The sequence below is a fragment of the Pseudomonas sp. 5P_5.1_Bac1 genome (assembly GCF_025466015.1).
Taxonomy (GTDB): domain Bacteria; phylum Pseudomonadota; class Gammaproteobacteria; order Pseudomonadales; family Pseudomonadaceae; genus Aquipseudomonas.
Map to the genome: position 1 here is coordinate 48562 of NZ_JANLNX010000087.1, position 17645 is coordinate 66206.

15 protein-coding genes are annotated in these 17645 nt (G+C 63.2%); 7 read left to right on the forward strand and 8 right to left on the reverse strand.

Features of this window, described 5'->3' with window-relative positions; genetic code table 11:
* Positions 1 to 13: 13 nt before the first annotated feature.
* On the reverse strand, positions 14 to 2080 hold the full coding sequence (locus NTD82_RS18075) for a carbon starvation CstA family protein (RefSeq protein WP_095159902.1): 2067 nt from the start codon (positions 2078 to 2080) through the stop codon (positions 14 to 16).
* 182 nt (positions 2081 to 2262) lie between these two features.
* On the opposite strand from NTD82_RS18075, the gene NTD82_RS18080 reads away from it, so the two are divergent.
* The 4 genes from NTD82_RS18080 (at position 2263) to NTD82_RS18095 (ending at position 6945) form a co-directional block, all read left to right on the forward strand.
* Positions 2263 to 2628, forward strand: coding sequence for a PilZ domain-containing protein (locus tag NTD82_RS18080; protein ID WP_095159903.1), 366 nt, complete (start codon positions 2263 to 2265; stop codon positions 2626 to 2628).
* Between the two features lie 262 nt (positions 2629 to 2890).
* The gene (locus NTD82_RS18085) at positions 2891 to 4411 is read left to right on the forward strand and encodes a nucleobase:cation symporter-2 family protein (protein ID WP_095159904.1); all 1521 of its coding nucleotides are present in this window, start codon (positions 2891 to 2893) and stop codon (positions 4409 to 4411) included.
* A 174-nt stretch (positions 4412 to 4585) separates the two neighbouring features.
* A complete protein-coding gene (locus tag NTD82_RS18090) occupies positions 4586 to 6151 on the forward strand; it encodes a tyrosinase family protein (RefSeq protein WP_262129672.1) in 1566 nt (521 codons plus the stop codon).
* 2 nt (positions 6152 to 6153) lie between these two features.
* Positions 6154 to 6945, forward strand: coding sequence for a DUF2182 domain-containing protein (locus tag NTD82_RS18095; RefSeq protein WP_262129673.1), 792 nt, complete (start codon positions 6154 to 6156; stop codon positions 6943 to 6945).
* Here NTD82_RS18095 and NTD82_RS18100 read toward each other — a convergent pair.
* From NTD82_RS18100 to radA, 4 genes are all read right to left on the reverse strand, one after another.
* Positions 6884 to 9583, reverse strand: a complete 2700-nt coding sequence (locus tag NTD82_RS18100) for a TonB-dependent receptor (protein WP_262129700.1) — start codon at positions 9581 to 9583, stop codon at positions 6884 to 6886. The two genes, NTD82_RS18095 and NTD82_RS18100, sit on opposite strands and share 62 nt — an antisense overlap.
* 220 nt (positions 9584 to 9803) lie before the next feature.
* Positions 9804 to 10811, reverse strand: a complete 1008-nt coding sequence (locus NTD82_RS18105; RefSeq protein WP_262129674.1) for a FecR family protein — start codon at positions 10809 to 10811, stop codon at positions 9804 to 9806.
* A 68-nt stretch (positions 10812 to 10879) separates the two neighbouring features.
* A complete protein-coding gene (locus NTD82_RS18110) occupies positions 10880 to 11383 on the reverse strand; it encodes an RNA polymerase sigma factor (RefSeq protein WP_095159908.1) in 504 nt (167 codons plus the stop codon).
* 83 nt (positions 11384 to 11466) lie between these two features.
* Positions 11467 to 12837, reverse strand: coding sequence for a DNA repair protein RadA (radA, locus tag NTD82_RS18115; RefSeq protein ID WP_262129675.1), 1371 nt, complete (start codon positions 12835 to 12837; stop codon positions 11467 to 11469).
* Positions 12838 to 13005: 168 nt separating this feature from the next.
* Between radA and mscL the strand changes: the two genes are divergently transcribed.
* Complete coding sequence (mscL, locus tag NTD82_RS18120) at positions 13006 to 13419, forward strand: large-conductance mechanosensitive channel protein MscL (RefSeq protein ID WP_095159910.1); 414 nt, start codon at positions 13006 to 13008, stop codon at positions 13417 to 13419.
* Between the two features lie 57 nt (positions 13420 to 13476).
* Here the strand turns inward: mscL and NTD82_RS18125 are convergent, their stop codons facing one another.
* Positions 13477 to 14253 (reverse strand): ferredoxin--NADP reductase, encoded by a 777-nt coding sequence (locus tag NTD82_RS18125; RefSeq protein ID WP_262129676.1) that lies wholly within the window; start codon positions 14251 to 14253, stop codon positions 13477 to 13479.
* A gap of 235 nt (positions 14254 to 14488) precedes the next feature.
* Here NTD82_RS18125 and NTD82_RS18130 point away from each other — a divergent pair, with 235 nt between their 5' ends.
* On the forward strand, positions 14489 to 15193 hold the full coding sequence (locus NTD82_RS18130) for an autoinducer binding domain-containing protein (protein ID WP_262129678.1): 705 nt from the start codon (positions 14489 to 14491) through the stop codon (positions 15191 to 15193).
* A 99-nt stretch (positions 15194 to 15292) separates the two neighbouring features.
* On the forward strand, positions 15293 to 16417 hold the full coding sequence (locus tag NTD82_RS18135; protein WP_262129679.1) for a methyltransferase: 1125 nt from the start codon (positions 15293 to 15295) through the stop codon (positions 16415 to 16417).
* 48 nt (positions 16418 to 16465) lie between these two features.
* Here the strand turns inward: NTD82_RS18135 and NTD82_RS18140 are convergent, their stop codons facing one another.
* Together NTD82_RS18140 and cydB are read right to left on the reverse strand one after the other, a co-directional pair.
* Positions 16466 to 16621 carry a DUF2474 domain-containing protein gene (locus tag NTD82_RS18140; protein ID WP_095159914.1) on the reverse strand — a complete coding sequence of 52 codons (156 nt, stop codon included), beginning with the start codon at positions 16619 to 16621 and terminating at the stop codon, positions 16466 to 16468.
* A 13-nt stretch (positions 16622 to 16634) separates the two neighbouring features.
* Complete coding sequence (cydB, locus tag NTD82_RS18145) at positions 16635 to 17642, reverse strand: cytochrome d ubiquinol oxidase subunit II (protein WP_095159915.1); 1008 nt, start codon at positions 17640 to 17642, stop codon at positions 16635 to 16637.
* Between the last annotated feature and the right edge of the window lie 3 nt (positions 17643 to 17645).

Sequence of the window (17645 nt, forward strand, 5' to 3'; positions counted from 1 at the left end):
TGGCATTCCTCGGTTAAGCGTCTGGTTGCGCCTGGAAAGGCGTTTCCTTGTCGGTGCGCTCTTTCTTGCCGAAGGCGGCGATGCCGACCTTGATAGCGAAGAACAGGACGCTGAACACGACGATCAGGAACAGCACAGTCAGGGTAGCGTTGGTGTAGGCGTTGAAGATCACATGCTGCATTTGCCCGATGTCCTTGGCAGGAGCCAGAACCTGGCCGGCGTCCAGCGCGGTGCTGTACTTGTTGGCCAGGGCCAGGAAGCCGACCGCCGGGTTCGGGTCGAACAGCTTGATCAGGCCCGCGGTGGTGGTGCAGATCAGCAGCCATACCGCTGGAACCAGTGTGACCCACATGTAGCGCTGGCGCTTCATTTTGATCAGGACCACGGTGCCGAGCATCAGGGCGATACCGGCCAGCATCTGGTTGGAGATACCGAACAGCGGCCACAAGGTGTTGATGCCACCCAGCGGATCGATCACGCCTTGATACAACAGGTAACCCCACAGCGCGACGCAGCCGGCGGTGGCCAGCAGGTTGGCGCCCCAGGATTCGGTGCGTTTCAGCGCCGGAACGAAGCTGCCCAGCAGGTCCTGCAGCATGAAGCGACCGGCACGGGTACCGGCGTCTACCGCGGTGAGGATGAACAGCGCTTCGAACAGGATCGCGAAGTGATACCAGAACGCCATGGTGTTCTCACCCGGCAGCACCTGGTGGAGGATCTGCGCGATACCGACCGCCAGGGTCGGCGCACCGCCGGCACGGGCCAGGATGGTGTGCTCGCCGATGTCACGGGCGGTTGCTTCGAGCTGCTCCGGCGTGATCGCGAAGCCCCAACTGCTGACGGTCTGCGCCACCGACACGACGTCGGCGCCGACCACTGCGGCCGGGCTGTTCATGGCGAAGTAGACACCCGGCTCGATCACCGAGGCGGCAACCATGGCCATGATGGCGACGAAGGACTCCATCAACATGCCGCCGTAGCCGATGTAACGGGCGTTGGTTTCGTTGTCCAGCAGCTTGGGCGTGGTGCCCGAGGAGATCAGCGCATGGAAGCCGGACACGGCGCCACAGGCGATGGTGATGAACAGGAACGGGAACAGGGTGCCTTTCCAGACCGGCCCGGTGCCGTCGGTGAACTGGGTCAGCGCCGGCATTTTCAGCTCGGGCGCGATGACCAGGATGCCGATGGCCAGCGCAATGATGGTACCGATCTTGAGGAAGGTGGACAGGTAGTCACGCGGCGCCAGTACCAGCCAGACCGGCAGCACCGCGGCGACGAAGCCGTAGCCCACCAGCATCCAGGTGATCTGCACGCCGGTGAAGGTGAACGCCGGGCCCCAGACCGGATCAGCGGCAACCTGGCCCCCCAGCCAGATCGACAGGAGCAGCAGCACCACGCCGATCAGCGAGATTTCGCCGATGTGGCCCGGGCGGATGTAGCGCATATAGATGCCCATGAACATCGCGATCGGGATGGTCGCCATCACCGTGAACATGCCCCATGGGCTCTCGGCCAGGGCCTTGACCACGATCAGCGCCAGCACCGCGAGGATGATGATCATGATCAGGAAGCAGCCGAACAGGGCGATGGTCCCCGGAATCCGGCCCATTTCCTCGCGCACCATGTCGCCCAGGGAGCGGCCGTTGCGGCGAGTAGAGAGGAACAGGATCATGAAGTCCTGCACCGCGCCGGCCAGGACCACACCGGCGATCAGCCAGAGCGTGCCGGGCAGATAACCCATTTGCGCGGCGAGAACCGGACCGACCAGCGGGCCGGCGCCGGCAATGGCGGCGAAGTGGTGACCGAAGAGGATGTGCTTGTTGGTCGGGACGTAGTCCAGGCCATCGTTGTTAAGGACCGCCGGAGTGGCCCGGCGCGGATCCAGTTGCATCACCTTGGTGGCGATGAACAGGCTGTAGTAACGGTATGCAACCAGATAAATCGCCACCGAGGCGACGACAATCCACAAGGCATTGATGGCTTCGCCACGCCGCAGGGCAACCACCCCGAGCGCACAGGCCCCTATCACTGCCAGCGCCAGCCAGGGAATATGGCGGGCCAGGCTATTATTGTTGTTCATGGTTCGCTTCCAGCTAGTGGATAAAAAGGTAGCTTTTCGAGTCTAGCGATACTGGCCGGAAAGGCCAGCCCCAACGTTGGTCTAGAGCCTCCAGAGCCCATGGCCACCATCGCAGATTGCGCCCCTTGCCGAGCGCTGGCAAGCACTGCGCTATAGTTCAGAGGAACCTTGGAGGGCCGAGCATGAGCGACCAGAATGAACGTCGACGCTTCAAACGCATTGCCTTCGATGCGCCAACCGAACTGGTTCAGGGTGAGCGGTGCTGGCCGGTCAAATTGATCGATATCTCGCTCAAGGGCCTGTTGATCGAGTCTCCGGAGTACTGGGACGGTGACGGCGAGCAATTATTCGAGGCCGCCGTGCACCTGAGCGAAGACGCTGTCGTCAGGATGCAGGTGCAATTGCGCCATATAGAGCCCCCACATCTGGGCTTCATTTGTCTACACATCGACCTGGACTCGATGGAGCACCTGTGCCGCCTTATCGAGCTTAACCTGGCTGACCGCACCGAATTGGAGCGGGAATTCCACGAACTCATCGAAGTTTAAGATCGTTTAGCCTGCTACCCACTAGAACCTGACGACCTGATCAGCTTTAAATCCCGCTAATCCCCTACACCTGAAAGGCCCTTTCGTGGCCTTTCAGCGCTGAAGCACGCCTGTTGGAACGAAAGCTGCAAAGGTGATCGTGCTCAAGTCAAGGGCAGAGTGTCCCTGAGACAATCAAAAAATTGTATACAATTGTGCTGGCAATCTTATGTAGCAGTTGTCTACAGTGGCGGCACAACAATAAAACAGAGATCACGCTCCCATGAACACGTCCTCACCAAGCACGTCTTCAGTTCCGCGTCCTGAAGACGAAAATCTCGGCCTGGGTCCCAACCTGGCCTATGGTCTGCAACACGTTTTGACGATGTATGGCGGTATCGTTGCTGTCCCCCTGATTCTCGGCCAGGCCGCGGGTCTCGGGCCTGCGGAGATTGGTCTTTTGATCGCCGCGTCCCTGTTCGCCGGTGGCCTGGCCACCCTGCTGCAAACCCTTGGCCTGCCGTTCTTCGGCTGCCAGTTGCCGCTGGTACAGGGTGTGTCCTTCGCCGGCGTCGCCACCATGGGCGCCATCCTTTCCACTGAAGGCGGCGGTGGCCTGCCGGGGGTACTGGGCGCTGTCATGGCGGCCTCGTTCCTCGGGTTCCTGATCACACCGATCTTCTCGCGCATCACCAAGTTCTTCCCGCCACTGGTGACCGGTATCGTCATCACCACCATCGGCCTGACCCTGATGCCGGTCGCGGCCCGCTGGGTGATGGGTGGCAACAGCAAATCGCCGGAATTCGGCAGCATGGAAAACATCGGCCTGGCGGCCCTGACCTTCACCTTCGTGCTGCTCCTGAGCAAGCTCGGCAGTGCGTCGATCTCGCGCCTGTCGATCCTCCTGGCGATGGTCATCGGTACGTTGATCGCCTGGTCGCTGGGCATGGCCGACTTCAGCAAGGTGCTGGAAGGCCCGATGGTCGCCCTGCCCTCGCCGTTCCACTTCGGCATGCCGACCTTCCACATCGCCGCAATCCTGTCGATGTGCATCGTCATCATCGTGACCCTGGTGGAAACCTCGGCGGACATCCTCGCGGTTGGCGAAATCATCGACACCAAGGTTGACTCCAAGCGTCTGGGCGATGGCCTGCGCGCTGACATGGCGTCGAGCATCCTGGCGCCGATCTTCGGTTCCTTCACCCAGAGCGCGTTCGCCCAGAACGTCGGCCTGGTGGCCGTGACCGGGGTCAAGAGCCGCTATGTGGTAGCGACCGGCGGGGTGATCCTGGTGGTCCTCGGCCTGCTGCCGATCATGGGCCGGGTCATTGCCGCAGTACCGACCTCGGTGCTCGGTGGCGCCGGTATCGTGCTGTTCGGCACCGTGGCTGCCAGTGGTATCCGTACCCTGTCCAAGGTGGAATACAAGAACAACATGAACCTGATCATCGTCGCCGCCTCGCTGGGCTTCGGCATGATCCCGATCGCCGCGCCGAACTTCTACGATCACTTCCCGAACTGGTTCGAAACCATCTTCCACTCGGGGATCAGCTCGGCGGCCATCATGGCGATCTCGCTGAACCTGCTGTTCAACCACTTCAAGACCGGCAACTCGGACCAGCAGTCGGTATTCGCCGCAGGCTACGAGCGCACCCTGAATTACTCCGACATCTCCGTGCTGCGTGATGGCGACTACTTCAAGGACGGCAAATTGTTCGACGCCGAAGGCAAGGAAGTCCCGGTGGTGGACCATGACGGCAACCCCGACACGGCCCCGCGAAGACAGGCCGTAGCGGAACACTGATAACGCGGCAAACCTGAAGGGCCGGTGCGAAAGCACCGGCCCTTTTTCTGTTTTTAGTGTCCGCCGTCAGCTTCGTTCAACATTTCGACATAGGGCCATGGCACATTGCCGCCACTGGACTATCGTCATCGGTCCGTATGGAACCCCTTCACATGGAATATGGAGAGCGTGAACATGACTTATGTCCGCAAGGATCTGTGGAACCTGGGCGAAACCTGGAACCCGACGCTGCTGTGGTACGCCAAGGCAATCCGTGAACTGCAATCGCGCCCCATCGATGACCCGACCAGTTGGCGCTTCCTCGCCGCGATCCATGGTTTCAACAAGGAGCTGTGGGTCACCGACGGTTACTACACCCCTGGTGAAAAACTGCCGGCACCCGCTGACCGCGAACTGTTCTGGGACCAGTGCCAGCACCGGACCTGGTTCTTCCTGCCGTGGCACCGCCCTTATCTGTTGTCGTTCGAGAAGATCGTCCGTGACGCCATCGTCAAGCTGGGCGGCCCCGCAGACTGGGCGCTGCCGTATTGGGATTACGACGACTACGCAGAGCGCCCCGACACCCTCGGCCTGCCCCAGGAGTTCTACGACAAGACCCTCCCGGACGGCACGCCAAACCCCCTCGCCTTACCGGTAGACCTGCGCTACGGCATCGACGGAAACGGCAACATCACCCTCGCCCCCGTACAACTCGACCTTGCCCGCGCGTTCAAAGAAGCGGAGTACACGGGCGTCCAGACCGGCGGTTCCCCGGGCTTTGGTGGCGCAGCCACCGGCTTCAACCACGGCAGCACCCGCGACTACCCGTTCGGCCTGCTGGAAAGCAGCCCGCACAACAACGTGCACAACATGGTCGGCGGCGACAACGGCAAGCCGGACACCTCCCCGGAATACCATGAAGGCCTGATGGCCGATCCGCGTACCGCCGGCCTCGACCCGGTGTTCTGGCTGCACCACGCCAACATCGACCGGCTCTGGCAGATCTGGCTGAACCGAGATCCAAGCCACCAGAACCCGACCGAATCCGCCTTCGTCAATGGCCCTCCGCAAGGCCGTCCGTTCATCTTCCCGGATGAAAACGGTGAAAGCACTTTCTGGAAAGTCGGTCAGACCCTCGACCTGAAAGCGCTGGGCTATACCTACGAAAGCTTCCACGATCCCGTACCGAAACCTGCGAAGGCCGCGAAGGACGCTGTCGCCTTCGCCGCTCGCCCAACGGTGGCCGCCGTGAAAGATCCTGTCGTCGAACTGATCGGTGCCAACAGTGGCAGCGTGAAACTGCAGGGCCGCAAGAGCGCCACGCAAGTACGGCTGGACAAACCGGGCGTCGCCAAAGTGGCGAAAAGCCTGGCCGCGAAGGGCCTGCGAGCGGAAAACGTCGCCGCGCCTGGCCATGAGCGGGTTTTCCTCAATCTGGAAAACATCCGCGGACGCCGCAACAATCTGTTCATCGAGGTCTACATCAACGTGCCGGACGGCGAGCAACCCGGCGTCCATCCGGAACTGCGGGCCGGCGGCGTGTCGTTGTTCGGTATCGCGGCCGCCAGTGATGCCAGCGACCCACACGGCGGCGGCGGTGTCAGCGCCTCGCTGGAGATTACTGAAATCGTCGACACGCTGCGCGCCAGCGGTGGGCTCGATCTGGAGCATCTGCAGGTCAGCCTGTACCCCGACAAGGAACTGGGTGCCGGCGATAGCATCTCGGTAGGACGCATCAGTATCTACCGTCAGGGCGAGTGAAGATGAACGTCAGGCAACGTAGCCTCGCCTGGCTGCACAGTCCCTGGCCATGGCTGGCCACCGCCAGCCTGGCGGGGTGGGCGGCATTGGCGGCAGCACCGACACAATCGGCGCTGCCGGCCTTCTGCGGCTCGATTGCCGACCTGCTCTCGACGCTCGGCTGGAGTGGCATCAGCCAGGCTCTGGTGCTGGACCCGTTTGGGCTGTGGCAATCCTGGCTGGTGATGTTGCTGGCGATGATGCCGATGCTGCTGGTCAGTCCCATGGCAACCCTTTGGCAACGCAGCCTGCCACGGCGCCGTCCGCTGGCGGTGGCGTTGTTCGTGGCGGGTTACGTTGCGCTGTGGAGTGTCGCCGGTATCGTGCTGACCGTGCTGTCGATCGGCCTCAAGCTAGTGGCCGGCGATGCGCTGTGGCTGGCAACGGCGCTGGCGATGCTGGTTGCGCTGGTGTGGCAAGCCACCCCGCTCAAGCAGAAAAGCCTCAACCGCTGCCACGCCTCACCCCGGATTTCCGCCTTCGGCTGGGACATGGCGGCGGATTGCCTGGGCTACGGCGTGAGCAAGGCCGGCTGGTGCATCCTCGCCTGCTGGCCGGCCATGCTGTTGCCGATGCTGGTTCAGCAGGGGCATCTGCTGGTGATGTTGCTGTGCACGCTCTGGCTGGTGCATGAACGTCAGCGTCCGGCGCGAGCGGCGCGCTGGCGCTGGCCGCTGCCGGCGCCTCATCGCATCAGAAGCGGTACTCAAGCATCCCGGTCAGGGTTCGACCCCGTGCAAGAGACAGGTTGTTGACGTCGCCCATCGCCACGAAATAGGACTCATCAGTGGCGTTTTCGAGCGCCATTGCCACGTTGATCTGCGGCGTCATCCAGTAGCTGGCGAAGAGGTCGTAGACCTTGTATTTGGGCCACATCGCCTGGTCGAGGGTGGCGTAGGAGTGGTCATTGAGGTTTTCGCCGTTGCCCTTGCTGTAGCGCAGACGGCCACCGATATCGAGCGTGTTGTCGAGGAAGCGCATGCCCAGGGTCAGCGAGCCGCGGTCAGCCGGCATGTAGGTCGCGTTGCCCATGATGTCGCCACACCTCATCTGGTTGCTCATGGCCTCGTTGTCCACGGCCTGGTTGATGGTGAACTGACGCAGGATGATGCGGTTGCCGATCTGCACCGGCCGGGTCACCGTGCCGACCCGCACTGGCGTCTTGGCGCCGCCCAGGAAGAACTGCCGCGAGCAGAAATCGTTGGTGCCGATCATGTGGGTGTAGGCCAGTCGTCCGTAGTAATCACCGGCGTCGTAGTCCAGGGCATATTCCACCCCGCGGAAACGGGTGGTTTCTTCGTTGTTCTGATAGGCCATGCGGCCCAGGCCAATCCCCGATGCCGTCTCGTGGGGCACGCTGATGTTGGTGTCGAGGAAGGAGAAGTCATCGATGCGGGTATCGAAGTACGCCACCTTCACGCCCAGGCGGTCGCCGTCACGAAACAGCGATTCCTTGAAGATGTTGAAGCCCACCTCCCAGTCATGTGAGGTTTCCGGCTTGAGGAACGGGTTGGGATAGACCATCTGCGCACCGCCACCGGCATGCGGGCGGCCGGTCATGAACACTTCGGTCACCGAAGGCGCGCGCCAGCCGCGGCCCCAGCGGGTATAGAGCTGCAGCCAGTCGACGCCGGGCTTTACCGCAATACCGAAGGTGGGCGAGAAGTGCCCTTGCTCGATGTCTTCGTCGAATATCAGGTGCTGCTGGATCTTGGGGGAGGCGCCAACTTCGTAGGGACCTTCCGGGAACATCCACACCGTCATCCCGGTTTCGCCGCTCAGGCGGTAACGGTCGTAGCGCAGGCCCGCATCCAGGGTCAGCCAATTGTCATGCTCGTATTGCGCCTGGGCAAACAGGCTCGCGGTCAGCTTCTTGCCTTCCGGGGTCGCGCCCTGGACATACGGGTAAGCGTTTTCGTTGGCCGCTGGCAAGCGCTCGCTCTCCGGCTTGAAGCGGTCTTCGTACAGCTCGGTGCCGTAGTTCAGGGTCAGCTTGTCCGCCGCGCCGATGTAGAAGCGCGAGGTGTTCTGCACTTGCAGGCCCCAGGTGTCGGTCTGGAAACGGTCGTTGTAGGGGGCATACCAGTTGCCGCTGGACGGGCTCGCGTCATTGCTGGAGTTCCAGCGGTCCATCCGGGTTCGGACGAAATAGAGCTTGGCCTTGAGGTCGATCAGGTCGTTGTCCGGGGTGAAGCTGTAGTCGATCGAGGCATTCTTCGCATTGAGGTCGGTGGCGCCGCTGCGCTTGTAATAGAACTGCTTCAGGTCATCGGTGAGCCAGGTCCAGGAGTCCTTGCTGTCGGTATCGGTCTCGATGTAGTTGAACTGGACCCGCTGATCCTGCGGCAGGTTGACGCCGAGCTTGAGCAAGCGCGAACGGGTCACGCTGCCCATGTCGCCGACCTCGCTGTTGAGCCAGCTTTCCCAGGCTTCGGGATAGAGATCGCGCGCGCGAATCTGGGTGCCCAGGTTGTCCTTGTTGTGGGTGCCGGCGCGGTAATCGCCAAAATGCCGTTCGCTGACACCCAGCAGCAGGTCGCCCACTTCATTGCCGAAGGCAAACAGCGCGCTGCCGTTGAAATAGGTGCCGTTGCCCAGCTCACCGATACCGTGGCCGGCGCGCAGGCGGCCGCCGTATTCCTTGTCCGGGCCGAGGAACTCACTGGCCTGAACGGTGTTGAAACTGGCGATCCCGCCCAGCACGCCGGCGCCGCCCATGCCCGACTGCGAGCCCTTTTCGATTTCCACCGAACTGACGAACTCCGGGTCCACCACCATGATGCCGTTGCGCTGCTGGTGACCGTTGACGTTGAAGTTCTGGCGCATGCCGTCGATGTTCATGTTCACCCGGCCGTAGTCCTGCACGCCGCGGATGTTCACCGACAGGCCGGGGTCGCGCTGGTTGACCGCGGTGTAGACACCGGCGGTCTCTTCCAGCATGTCGGCGGCATGGCGTGGTGGACGTTTGTCGATCTGGTCGCGGGTGATCACGCTGACCGAACGCGGCGCGGTGTAGACCCAATCGCCATCGCCCTGGGACTGAATGTGAGTGCTGCCCAGTTCCATCGCCTTGCCGTCGTCGCTCAGGCGCTCCAGACCGACCCGGTCGTTGCCGCTGAACTGATAGCGCACCGGGTTGCCGTGCAACAGAATCGCCAGGCCGTCCTGCGGCGAATGTTCGCCCCGCAGCCCTTCACTGCGCAGGCCGACCAGCTTGCGGCTGTCGAAGAACACCTGGACCTTGGCCTGCTCGGCGAAGACGAGCACGGCGCTGTCCAGCGACTGGGCGGGAATGTCGAACCGGATCAGCGCATTGCGCTGGCTGGCGCCACTGCCCTGTTCCACGGCATGCACCGAAGCGATCCCCATCGGCAAAGTGCAGGCGCCCAGCATCAGGCTGCTGGCCAGGGCAACCCGATTGAACCGGTTACGTCGTTGTTGTGGATTGGTCACGTCTGTTGCTCGCTGTGTTGGCGTTTTCTATTAATGAAAATCAATCTCAACAAACAGACGCGTTGGGGCGGAAAAGTCAGTAAATAAATTTTTTTGGGGGCTGGTCGGTGCTGGTCTTGATCTTTGCGGGGGCCCTCAGATCGAGCGCCCCGCAGAATCTTCAATAAATCAGCGTCAACCCAGGCACATCCACCCGCCTGGCCTTCAGCTCATCCGTCAGCATCGCCAGCGACTGATCGAGGTTATCCAGGCGGAACATGCCGCTGACTTCACGCTTCGCCAGCGCCGCATCGCCGATCATCACGTGCCCGCCACGGTAGCGGTTGATCTGCGCGACCACCGCAGCCAGCGGCTCGCGCTCGAACACCAGCAGGCCACGCTGCCAGGCGCTGGCGCGCAGTGGATCCTGTTGCGGCCAGGGGCGGATACCGTGTTCGCGGTCATAACGCAGGCTTTGCCCTTCGTTGAGCACCTGCTCGGCCACGCCCGCGGCCGGCGGCTCCTGCAAGCTGACCCGGGTGCTGTGTTCGAGCATCCCGACCCAGCCGCCCTGCCCTGCGCCACCCACCACGAAGCGCGTGCCCAGGGCCCGGGTGCTGGCGCCGGCGTACTCGACCACGAACGGCCGCGCCTCGCGCTCGCCAATCGGGGCCGCGGAAAACACCGCATCCCCGGCCAGCAGCTTCACCCGCCGCTCGCTGTCGCTGAAGGCGAGGCTGATGGCGCTGTGACTGTCGAGGTCGATGCGGCTGCCGTCCGGCAGTGTCACCTGGCGGATTTCGCCGCGGCCGGTGGCGTAGTCGGCGCTCATCTGGATCAGCACGCCCGGCGCCCGATCGACCGCGAACACCGCCAGCAACAACAGGGCGGTGCTGGTGGCCGCCCAGCCCAGCCGCGAGCGGCGCCGCCGTCCCGTGACCGGACGCGGTGCCGCTGCCAAAGCGGCCGGCGGCGGGACGGCGACGGTTTCGTCCAGATGCCCCAGCCGCCCCAGATCAGCCCAGGTGCCCTGGGCAAACGTCAACGCCGGGGCATGACGCGGGTCGGCGTCGCGCCACGCGGCCAGCGCCTGCCGTTGCTCGGGGCTCAGGCACCCGGCATCCAGCAGGACCGCCCACTCGGCGGCCTGCTCGCGAATTGCTTGCTCTGGCGGAATCTCGCTGCTCACACGGTTCTCTCGAATTCTGGTTATGTAAGGGCTGACGTCTGACGGCGCATTTCCCAGTAAACAGTTCGTCATTCGGGCTCCTGCAAACACTGCATCACATAGGCCAGCGCCTTGGAAAGGTGCTTCTGAACCGAGCTGTCGGAAATCTCCAGGCGCTGCGCCACCTCAGCATGGGTCAGGCCCTCCAGACGGTTGAGACGGAAGATTTCGCGGGTTCGCGGCGGCAACGCGTTCATCGCCGCGCGTAACCGGCGCATGTGCTGTTCGGCCGCGGTGGTTTCTTCCAGGCCGGGGCTGTCTTCGACGATGCCTTCGAGGGCTTCGTGGGGCACCAGATCGGTCTTGCGCCGCTGCTGCTGGCGCACGTGGTCGATCATCAGGTTGTGCGCCGTGCGGTAGAGGTAGGCCGGGGTGTTTTCGATGCGCTCGCTGGCCTGCTGCTCGGCCAGGCGCAGGAAACTTTCCTGCACCAGGTCGGCGGCCAGTTGCGGGTCGCGCACCTTGCGCGTGAGCAGGCCTTGCAGGGTTTTCGCGTGCTTGAGGAACAGGCGCTTGAGGTCGGACTCCGCCACGCGAACTCCAGAAGGCTATCGGAATGGAGGCGCCATGCTACTCGTTAGTGAGAATCAGTTGCAAGAAACCCCTTGCCTGCGCCTCATTCCTCGAACAATGCGTCCAGCGCCTGTTCCAGACGGGTCACCGCCACCACTTGCAAGCCCGGCGGGGCCTCTTTCGGGGCGTTGCCCTTCGGCACGATGGCGCGCTTGAAGCCGTGCTTGGCCGCTTCTTTCAGGCGTTCCTGGCCACTGGGCACCGGCCGCACTTCGCCAGACAAACCAATCTCGCCGAACACCAGCAGGCCATGGGACAGCGGCCGGTTGCGCAGGCTCGACATGACCGCAGCCATCAGCGCCAGGTCCGACGCGGTTTCCAGCACTTTCACGCCGCCGACGACGTTGAGGAACACGTCCTGGTCGTGGGTCGGGATGCCGCCATGGCGGTGCAGCACCGCCAGCAGCATGGCCAGGCGGTTCTGATCGAGACCGAGGGTGACCCGCCGCGGGTTCGCCAGGTGGCTATCGTCCACCAGCGCCTGAACTTCCACCAGCATCGGCCGGGTGCCTTCCCAGGTGGCCATGACCACGCTGCCCGGCACTTCTTCCTGGGCCCGGGTCAGAAAGATCGCCGAGGGGTTGGACACTTCCTTCAGGCCGCGATCGGTCATGCCGAACACGCCCAGTTCGTTGATCGCGCCGAAGCGGTTCTTCACCGCCCGCAGCAGGCGCAGGCGACCGTCGGATTCACCTTCGAAATACAGCACGGTGTCGACCATGTGCTCCAGCACCCGCGGCCCGGCCAGGGCGCCTTCCTTGGTGACGTGGCCGACAAGGAAGATCGCCGTGCCGCTCTGCTTGGCGTAGCGCACCAGCAACGCGGCGCTTTCGCGGACCTGGGCGACGCCGCCGGGGGCCGACTGCAGTTGTTCGGTGAAGATGGTCTGGATCGAGTCGATCACCATGACCTTGGGTTTCTCGACCCGGGCAGTGGCGATGATGGTTTCGATGCAGGTTTCGGTCATGACCCGCAGTTTGTCTTCCGGCAGCCCCAGGCGGCGGGCGCGCATGGCCACCTGCTGCTGGGATTCCTCGCCGGTGACATACAGCGCCGGCATGCGCGTGGCGATATTGCAGAGGGTCTGCAAAAGGATGGTGGATTTGCCGATGCCGGGGTCGCCGCCAATCAGCACCACCGAGCCGTCCACCAGGCCGCCGCCGAGCACGCGGTCCAGTTCGGCGCTGGCGGTGGAGAAGCGCGGGATCTCTTCGACCGAAACTTCAGCCAGGGTCTTGATCTTCGCCTGCTCGCCGGCCCAGCCGCTGCGTCCGCTGGGGGCCGCGGCGGCGCCGCTTTCGATCATGGTTTCGGTCAGGGTGTTCCAGGCACCGCACTCACCGCACTGGCCAGCCCATTTCGGGAAAGTCGCGCCGCACTCGGTGCAGCCGTACAACCGCTTGGCTTTGGCCATGGGGCAATCTCCTGGAAAAAGTCGCCATGATAGCCGCCGCACCGGGAAAGGCGCCAACGCGACCAAACCATTGGCTATGAGCGAGGTCATTTGAAAGCGGCGCAGCGCATGAAGCGGAAGGCTGATTTACACTGCGTTCACCCCTTCAATTGTTACAAGGAATAAACCATGGGCATGATCAGTGAATTCAAGGCCTTCGCGGTCAAGGGCAATGTCGTGGACATGGCGGTCGGTATCATCATCGGCGCAGCCTTCGGCAAAATTGTTTCGTCTTTCGTCGGCGACGTCGTGATGCCACCCATCGGACTGCTGATCGGCGGTGTCGACTTCAGCGACCTGGCGGTCACCCTGAAAGCGGCGGAAGGTGACATTCCGGCGGTGGTCCTGGCCTACGGCAAGTTCATCCAGACCATCATCGACTTCGTGATCGTGGCGTTCGCCATCTTCATGGGCGTCAAGGTCATCAACCGCCTGAAGCGCGAAGAAGCCGTGGCGCCGAGCGCTCCACCGGCACCGACGCCACAGGAAACCCTGCTGACCGAGATTCGTGACCTGCTCAAGGCGCAAAACGACAGGCCTTGAACCCAGACAAATGAAAACGGCGCCCCGAGGCGCCGTTTTACTGTCTGGCCTGATCACTCACCAATACGTCTCGACCGCCACCTGCCCCGGCCGCCGACTCAGGCTCAGGTTCATGTCGCGGGCTTTCAGCACCTGGCGGGTGTCGTCGATCATCTGCGGGTTGCCGCACAGCATCACCCGCGAGTGCTCGGGGGTCAGCTCCAGGCCCGCGGCGCGCTCCAGCTCGCCGTTCTCGATCAGCGTGGTGATGCGCCCGTTCAGCGCCCCCGGATGCTGTTCGCGCGTCACCACCGGAATGAACTGCAATTTGCCGGCGTACTCGGCCAGGTACTCGCGCTGTTCCAGGCCGGCGATCAGTGACTGATAAGCCAGCTCGCGGGACTCGCGCACCGAATACACCAGCTTGATGTTGTCGAAGCGCTCCCAGGCCTCGAAGTCCTGCAGGATCGACAGGAACGGCGCGACACCGGTGCCGGTGGCCAGCAGCCACAGGTCACGCCCATCGGCAAAGCGATCGAGGGTCAGGTAACCGAACGCCTGGCGGTCGATCAGCAGCTCATCGCCTTCGCGCAGACGGCTCAGTTCGCTGGTGAACTCACCGCCCGGCACCACGATGGAGTAGAAGTCCAGGTGCTCGTCGAAGGGCGACGAGACCATCGAGTAAGCGCGCCAGACCACACTGCCGTCGGCCTTGGTCACGCCAAGGCGGGCAAACTGCCCGGCGCGGAAACGGAAACCGCTGTCGCGCGTGGTGCGCAGGCTGAACAGGCTGGGGGTCAGCGGCTGGACATCGAGCAGGGTCTGGCGGGTGTATTTCTCCGCGCTGGCAGTCATGGTTGGCTCCGGAAATCAGGTGCGCCCAGTTTCGCGCAAAGCCGCCGGAATAAACACCGCCGGTTTGTGGTGGTTTCCCGGAGCCGAGCTAAACATTAGCGTTACGCCACATAGCCTTTCGGAGTCATGACATACGTCAAGTTATAGCGAAAAAAACCAATCGCCATGTAGGACAATTCCTATACTCAGCCTGCACCATTGAGCAGTTGGATCCATATCAGGGAGCACCGTTGAGATGCCGCATTGGAAGCAGGATCAACTCGAGCAACTGATCAGGGAGCACAACCCCGAACAATTGTTTCACCAGGCCCTGGCCCTGGCACAGCAACTGGATATGGAATACCTGAGCCTGGTGGTGCAGAGCCAGGCCTCCGGCCTCACGCCGCAGACCCTCATGCTCAACAACTTTTCCGCCGAGTGGAACGACCACTACCGAGCCTGCAACTACCTGATCCAGGACCCGACCTTCACCCATTGCCGCCACTCGTTGATCCCGCTGCTGTGGGAAGACGAGGTATTTCACGAAACCCCGCAACTGCGCATGGACGCCAAGGCCCACGGGCTGGTCTATGGCTGGAGTCAGGCCGCCCACGACATGCGCGGCAACAACAGTGTGCTGAGCCTGGTACGCAGCCAGCAGGTCGTCACTGTCGCCGAGTTCTATGACAAGACCGGCCAGGCGCTGTGGCTGTGCAATGTCCTGCACACACTGATGCTGGAACAGATCAATCCACTCAAGCCCAATGGTTTCGGCTTGTCCGACCGGGAGCGGGAAGTGCTGAAATGGTCCGCCGCGGGAAAGACCGCCTCGGACATCGCCTGCATCCTCACCCTTTCGCAGAGCACCGTGAATTTCCACATCCGCAGCGTCATCACCAAGATGAACGCCAACAACAAGGCCGGCGCCGTGGCCCTCGCCGCGCTGCACGGTCTGCTCTGACCCCGTTGGGCAATAAAGCCCTGTAGAATCGGCACCTGTCTGTCACCCCGCCTGCCCAGAGCAGCGCGGTGCACACCCATGCCCCAGAGCCCTCGTACCATGCCCCTGCTGAACAGCCCCTTTGCCGACCTCGACCTGATCCGCCAGCCCGAATACGCCAACGATCCCCTGCAAGCCTTCGATGCCGCCGACGAATACCTGCTGGAGCACCTGGCCGGGCAGGCGCTGCCCGCCAGCACGCGGGTGCTGGTACTCAACGACAGTTTCGGCGGCCTGGCCATCAGCCTGCGGCCGCACTTCGCGGTGACCAGCAGCGGCGACTCGTTCCTCGCCCGCCTGGGCCTGGAGAAGAACCTGTCACGCAACGATCAGCCCTGGGACAGCGTGCCCTTCGTGCCGGCCAGTGAAGCCTGGCAAGGCCCGTTCGATCACGTTCTGGTGCGCGTGCCGAAGACCCTGGCCCTGCTCGAAGAACAACTGATCCGCCTGCAAGGCCAGTTGGCGCCGGGCGCGCGAGTAGTAGCGGGGGCGATGATCAAGCACCTGCCGCGGGCGGCCGGTGAATTGCTGGAAAAGTACATCGGCCCGATGCAGGCCTCGCTGGCCCAGAAAAAAGCCCGCCTGCTGATCGCCACCTACGAAGACAAGCCCCGCGTCGCCTCGCCTTACCCGAGCCGCTATCGCCTCGACAAACCGGCGCTGGAACTGCTCAACCACGCCAACGTGTTCTGCCGCGAAGGGCTGGATATCGGCACCCGCGCCTTCCTGCCGCATCTGCCGAAAAATCTCGGCAGCGCCCGGGTCGCGGACCTTGGCTGTGGCAACGGGATCCTCGCCATCGCCAGTGCACTGGACAATCCACAGGCGCACTACACGCTGGTGGATGAGTCGTACATGGCAGTGCAGTCGGCGCGGGAGAACTGGCAGGCGGCGCTGGGCGAGCGCGATGTGGAGGTGCGCGCGGCGGATGGTCTGGCCGGGCAGCCGGAGGATTCGCTGGATATCGTGCTGTGCAACCCGCCGTTCCACCAGCAGCAGGTGGTGGGTGATTTCATCGCCTGGCGGATGTTCCAGCAGGCGCGGGAAGCGCTGGTGACCGGCGGTTCGCTGTACGTCGTCGGCAACCGCCACCTGGGTTACCACACCAAGCTGGCGCGGTTGTTCCGGGGCGTGGAACAGGTGGCGGCGACGCCGAAGTTCGTGGTGCTCAAGGCGCGCAAGTGATGCCGACGATCGCGACGGTTGGCTGAACCGTCGCGATCGCCGGCAGGACTAGTGCGTGGTCAATCCCGCCGCACTCATGAACATCCGCATCAGCCACGCCACCACCGCGAGGGTCGCGACGCTGGCGGTCCAGATCAGCGCCAGCCAGCCGAGCCGCTGCCACAGCGGCTTTTTCTCGGCGTCGAAGGTGTCTTTACCGGTCATGTCCTGAACCCTCCTAGTGGTAGCCGTCTTCGTGGGTCACCTTGCCGCGGAACACGTAGTAGCTCCAGTAGGTGTAACCCAGGATGAACGGCAGGATGAACAGCGTGCCCACCAGCATGAAGCCCTGGCTCTGCGGCGGCGCGGCGGCGTCCCAGATCGAGATCGAAGGCGGGATGATGTTCGGCCACAAGCTGATGCCCAGGCCGCTGTAGCCGAGGAAGATCAACACCAGGGTCAGCAGGAACGGCGTGTAGTGCGCGTTACGCGCCACCGCCCGAAGCAAACCGTAGAAGGTGACCATCACCAGCAATGGCACCGGCATGAACCACAGCAGGTTGGGCATGCTGAACCAGCGTTTGGCGATGTCCGGGTAGGCCAGCGGTGTCCACAGGCTGACCACGCCGATCACCGCCAGCAGCACCAGCGCCAGCGGCCGCGCCAGGTTGTGCATCTGCTCCTGGAGCTTGCCTTCGGTCTTCATGATCAGCCAGGTGCAGCCGAGCAAGGCGTAGGCAACGATCAGGCCCAGGCCGCTGAACAGGGCGAACGGCGTCATCCAGTCCAGCGTGCCGCCGACGAACTGGCGGTCCACCACCTTGAAGCCCTCGATGAAGGCGCCCAGCGCCACACCCTGGAAGAAGGTCGCCACCAGCGAGCCGCCGATGAACGCCTTGTCCCACAGGTGGCGCTTGTCGGCCTTGGCCTTGAAGCGGAACTCGAAGGCCACGCCGCGGAAGATCAGCCCCACCAGCATCAGCATCAACGGCAGGTACAGCGCCGACAGCACCACCGCGTAGGCCAGTGGAAAGGCCCCGAACAGCGCCGCACCGCCCAGCACCAGCCAGGTCTCGTTGCCGTCCCAGACCGGCGCGACGGTGTTCATCATGACGTCGCGGTCGGTGTCGCCCTTGACGAAGGGAAAGAGAATGCCGATGCCGAGGTCGAAGCCGTCCATGACCACGTACATCATGATCCCGAAGATGATGACCACAGCCCAGATCAGTGGAAGATCAATACCCATGAT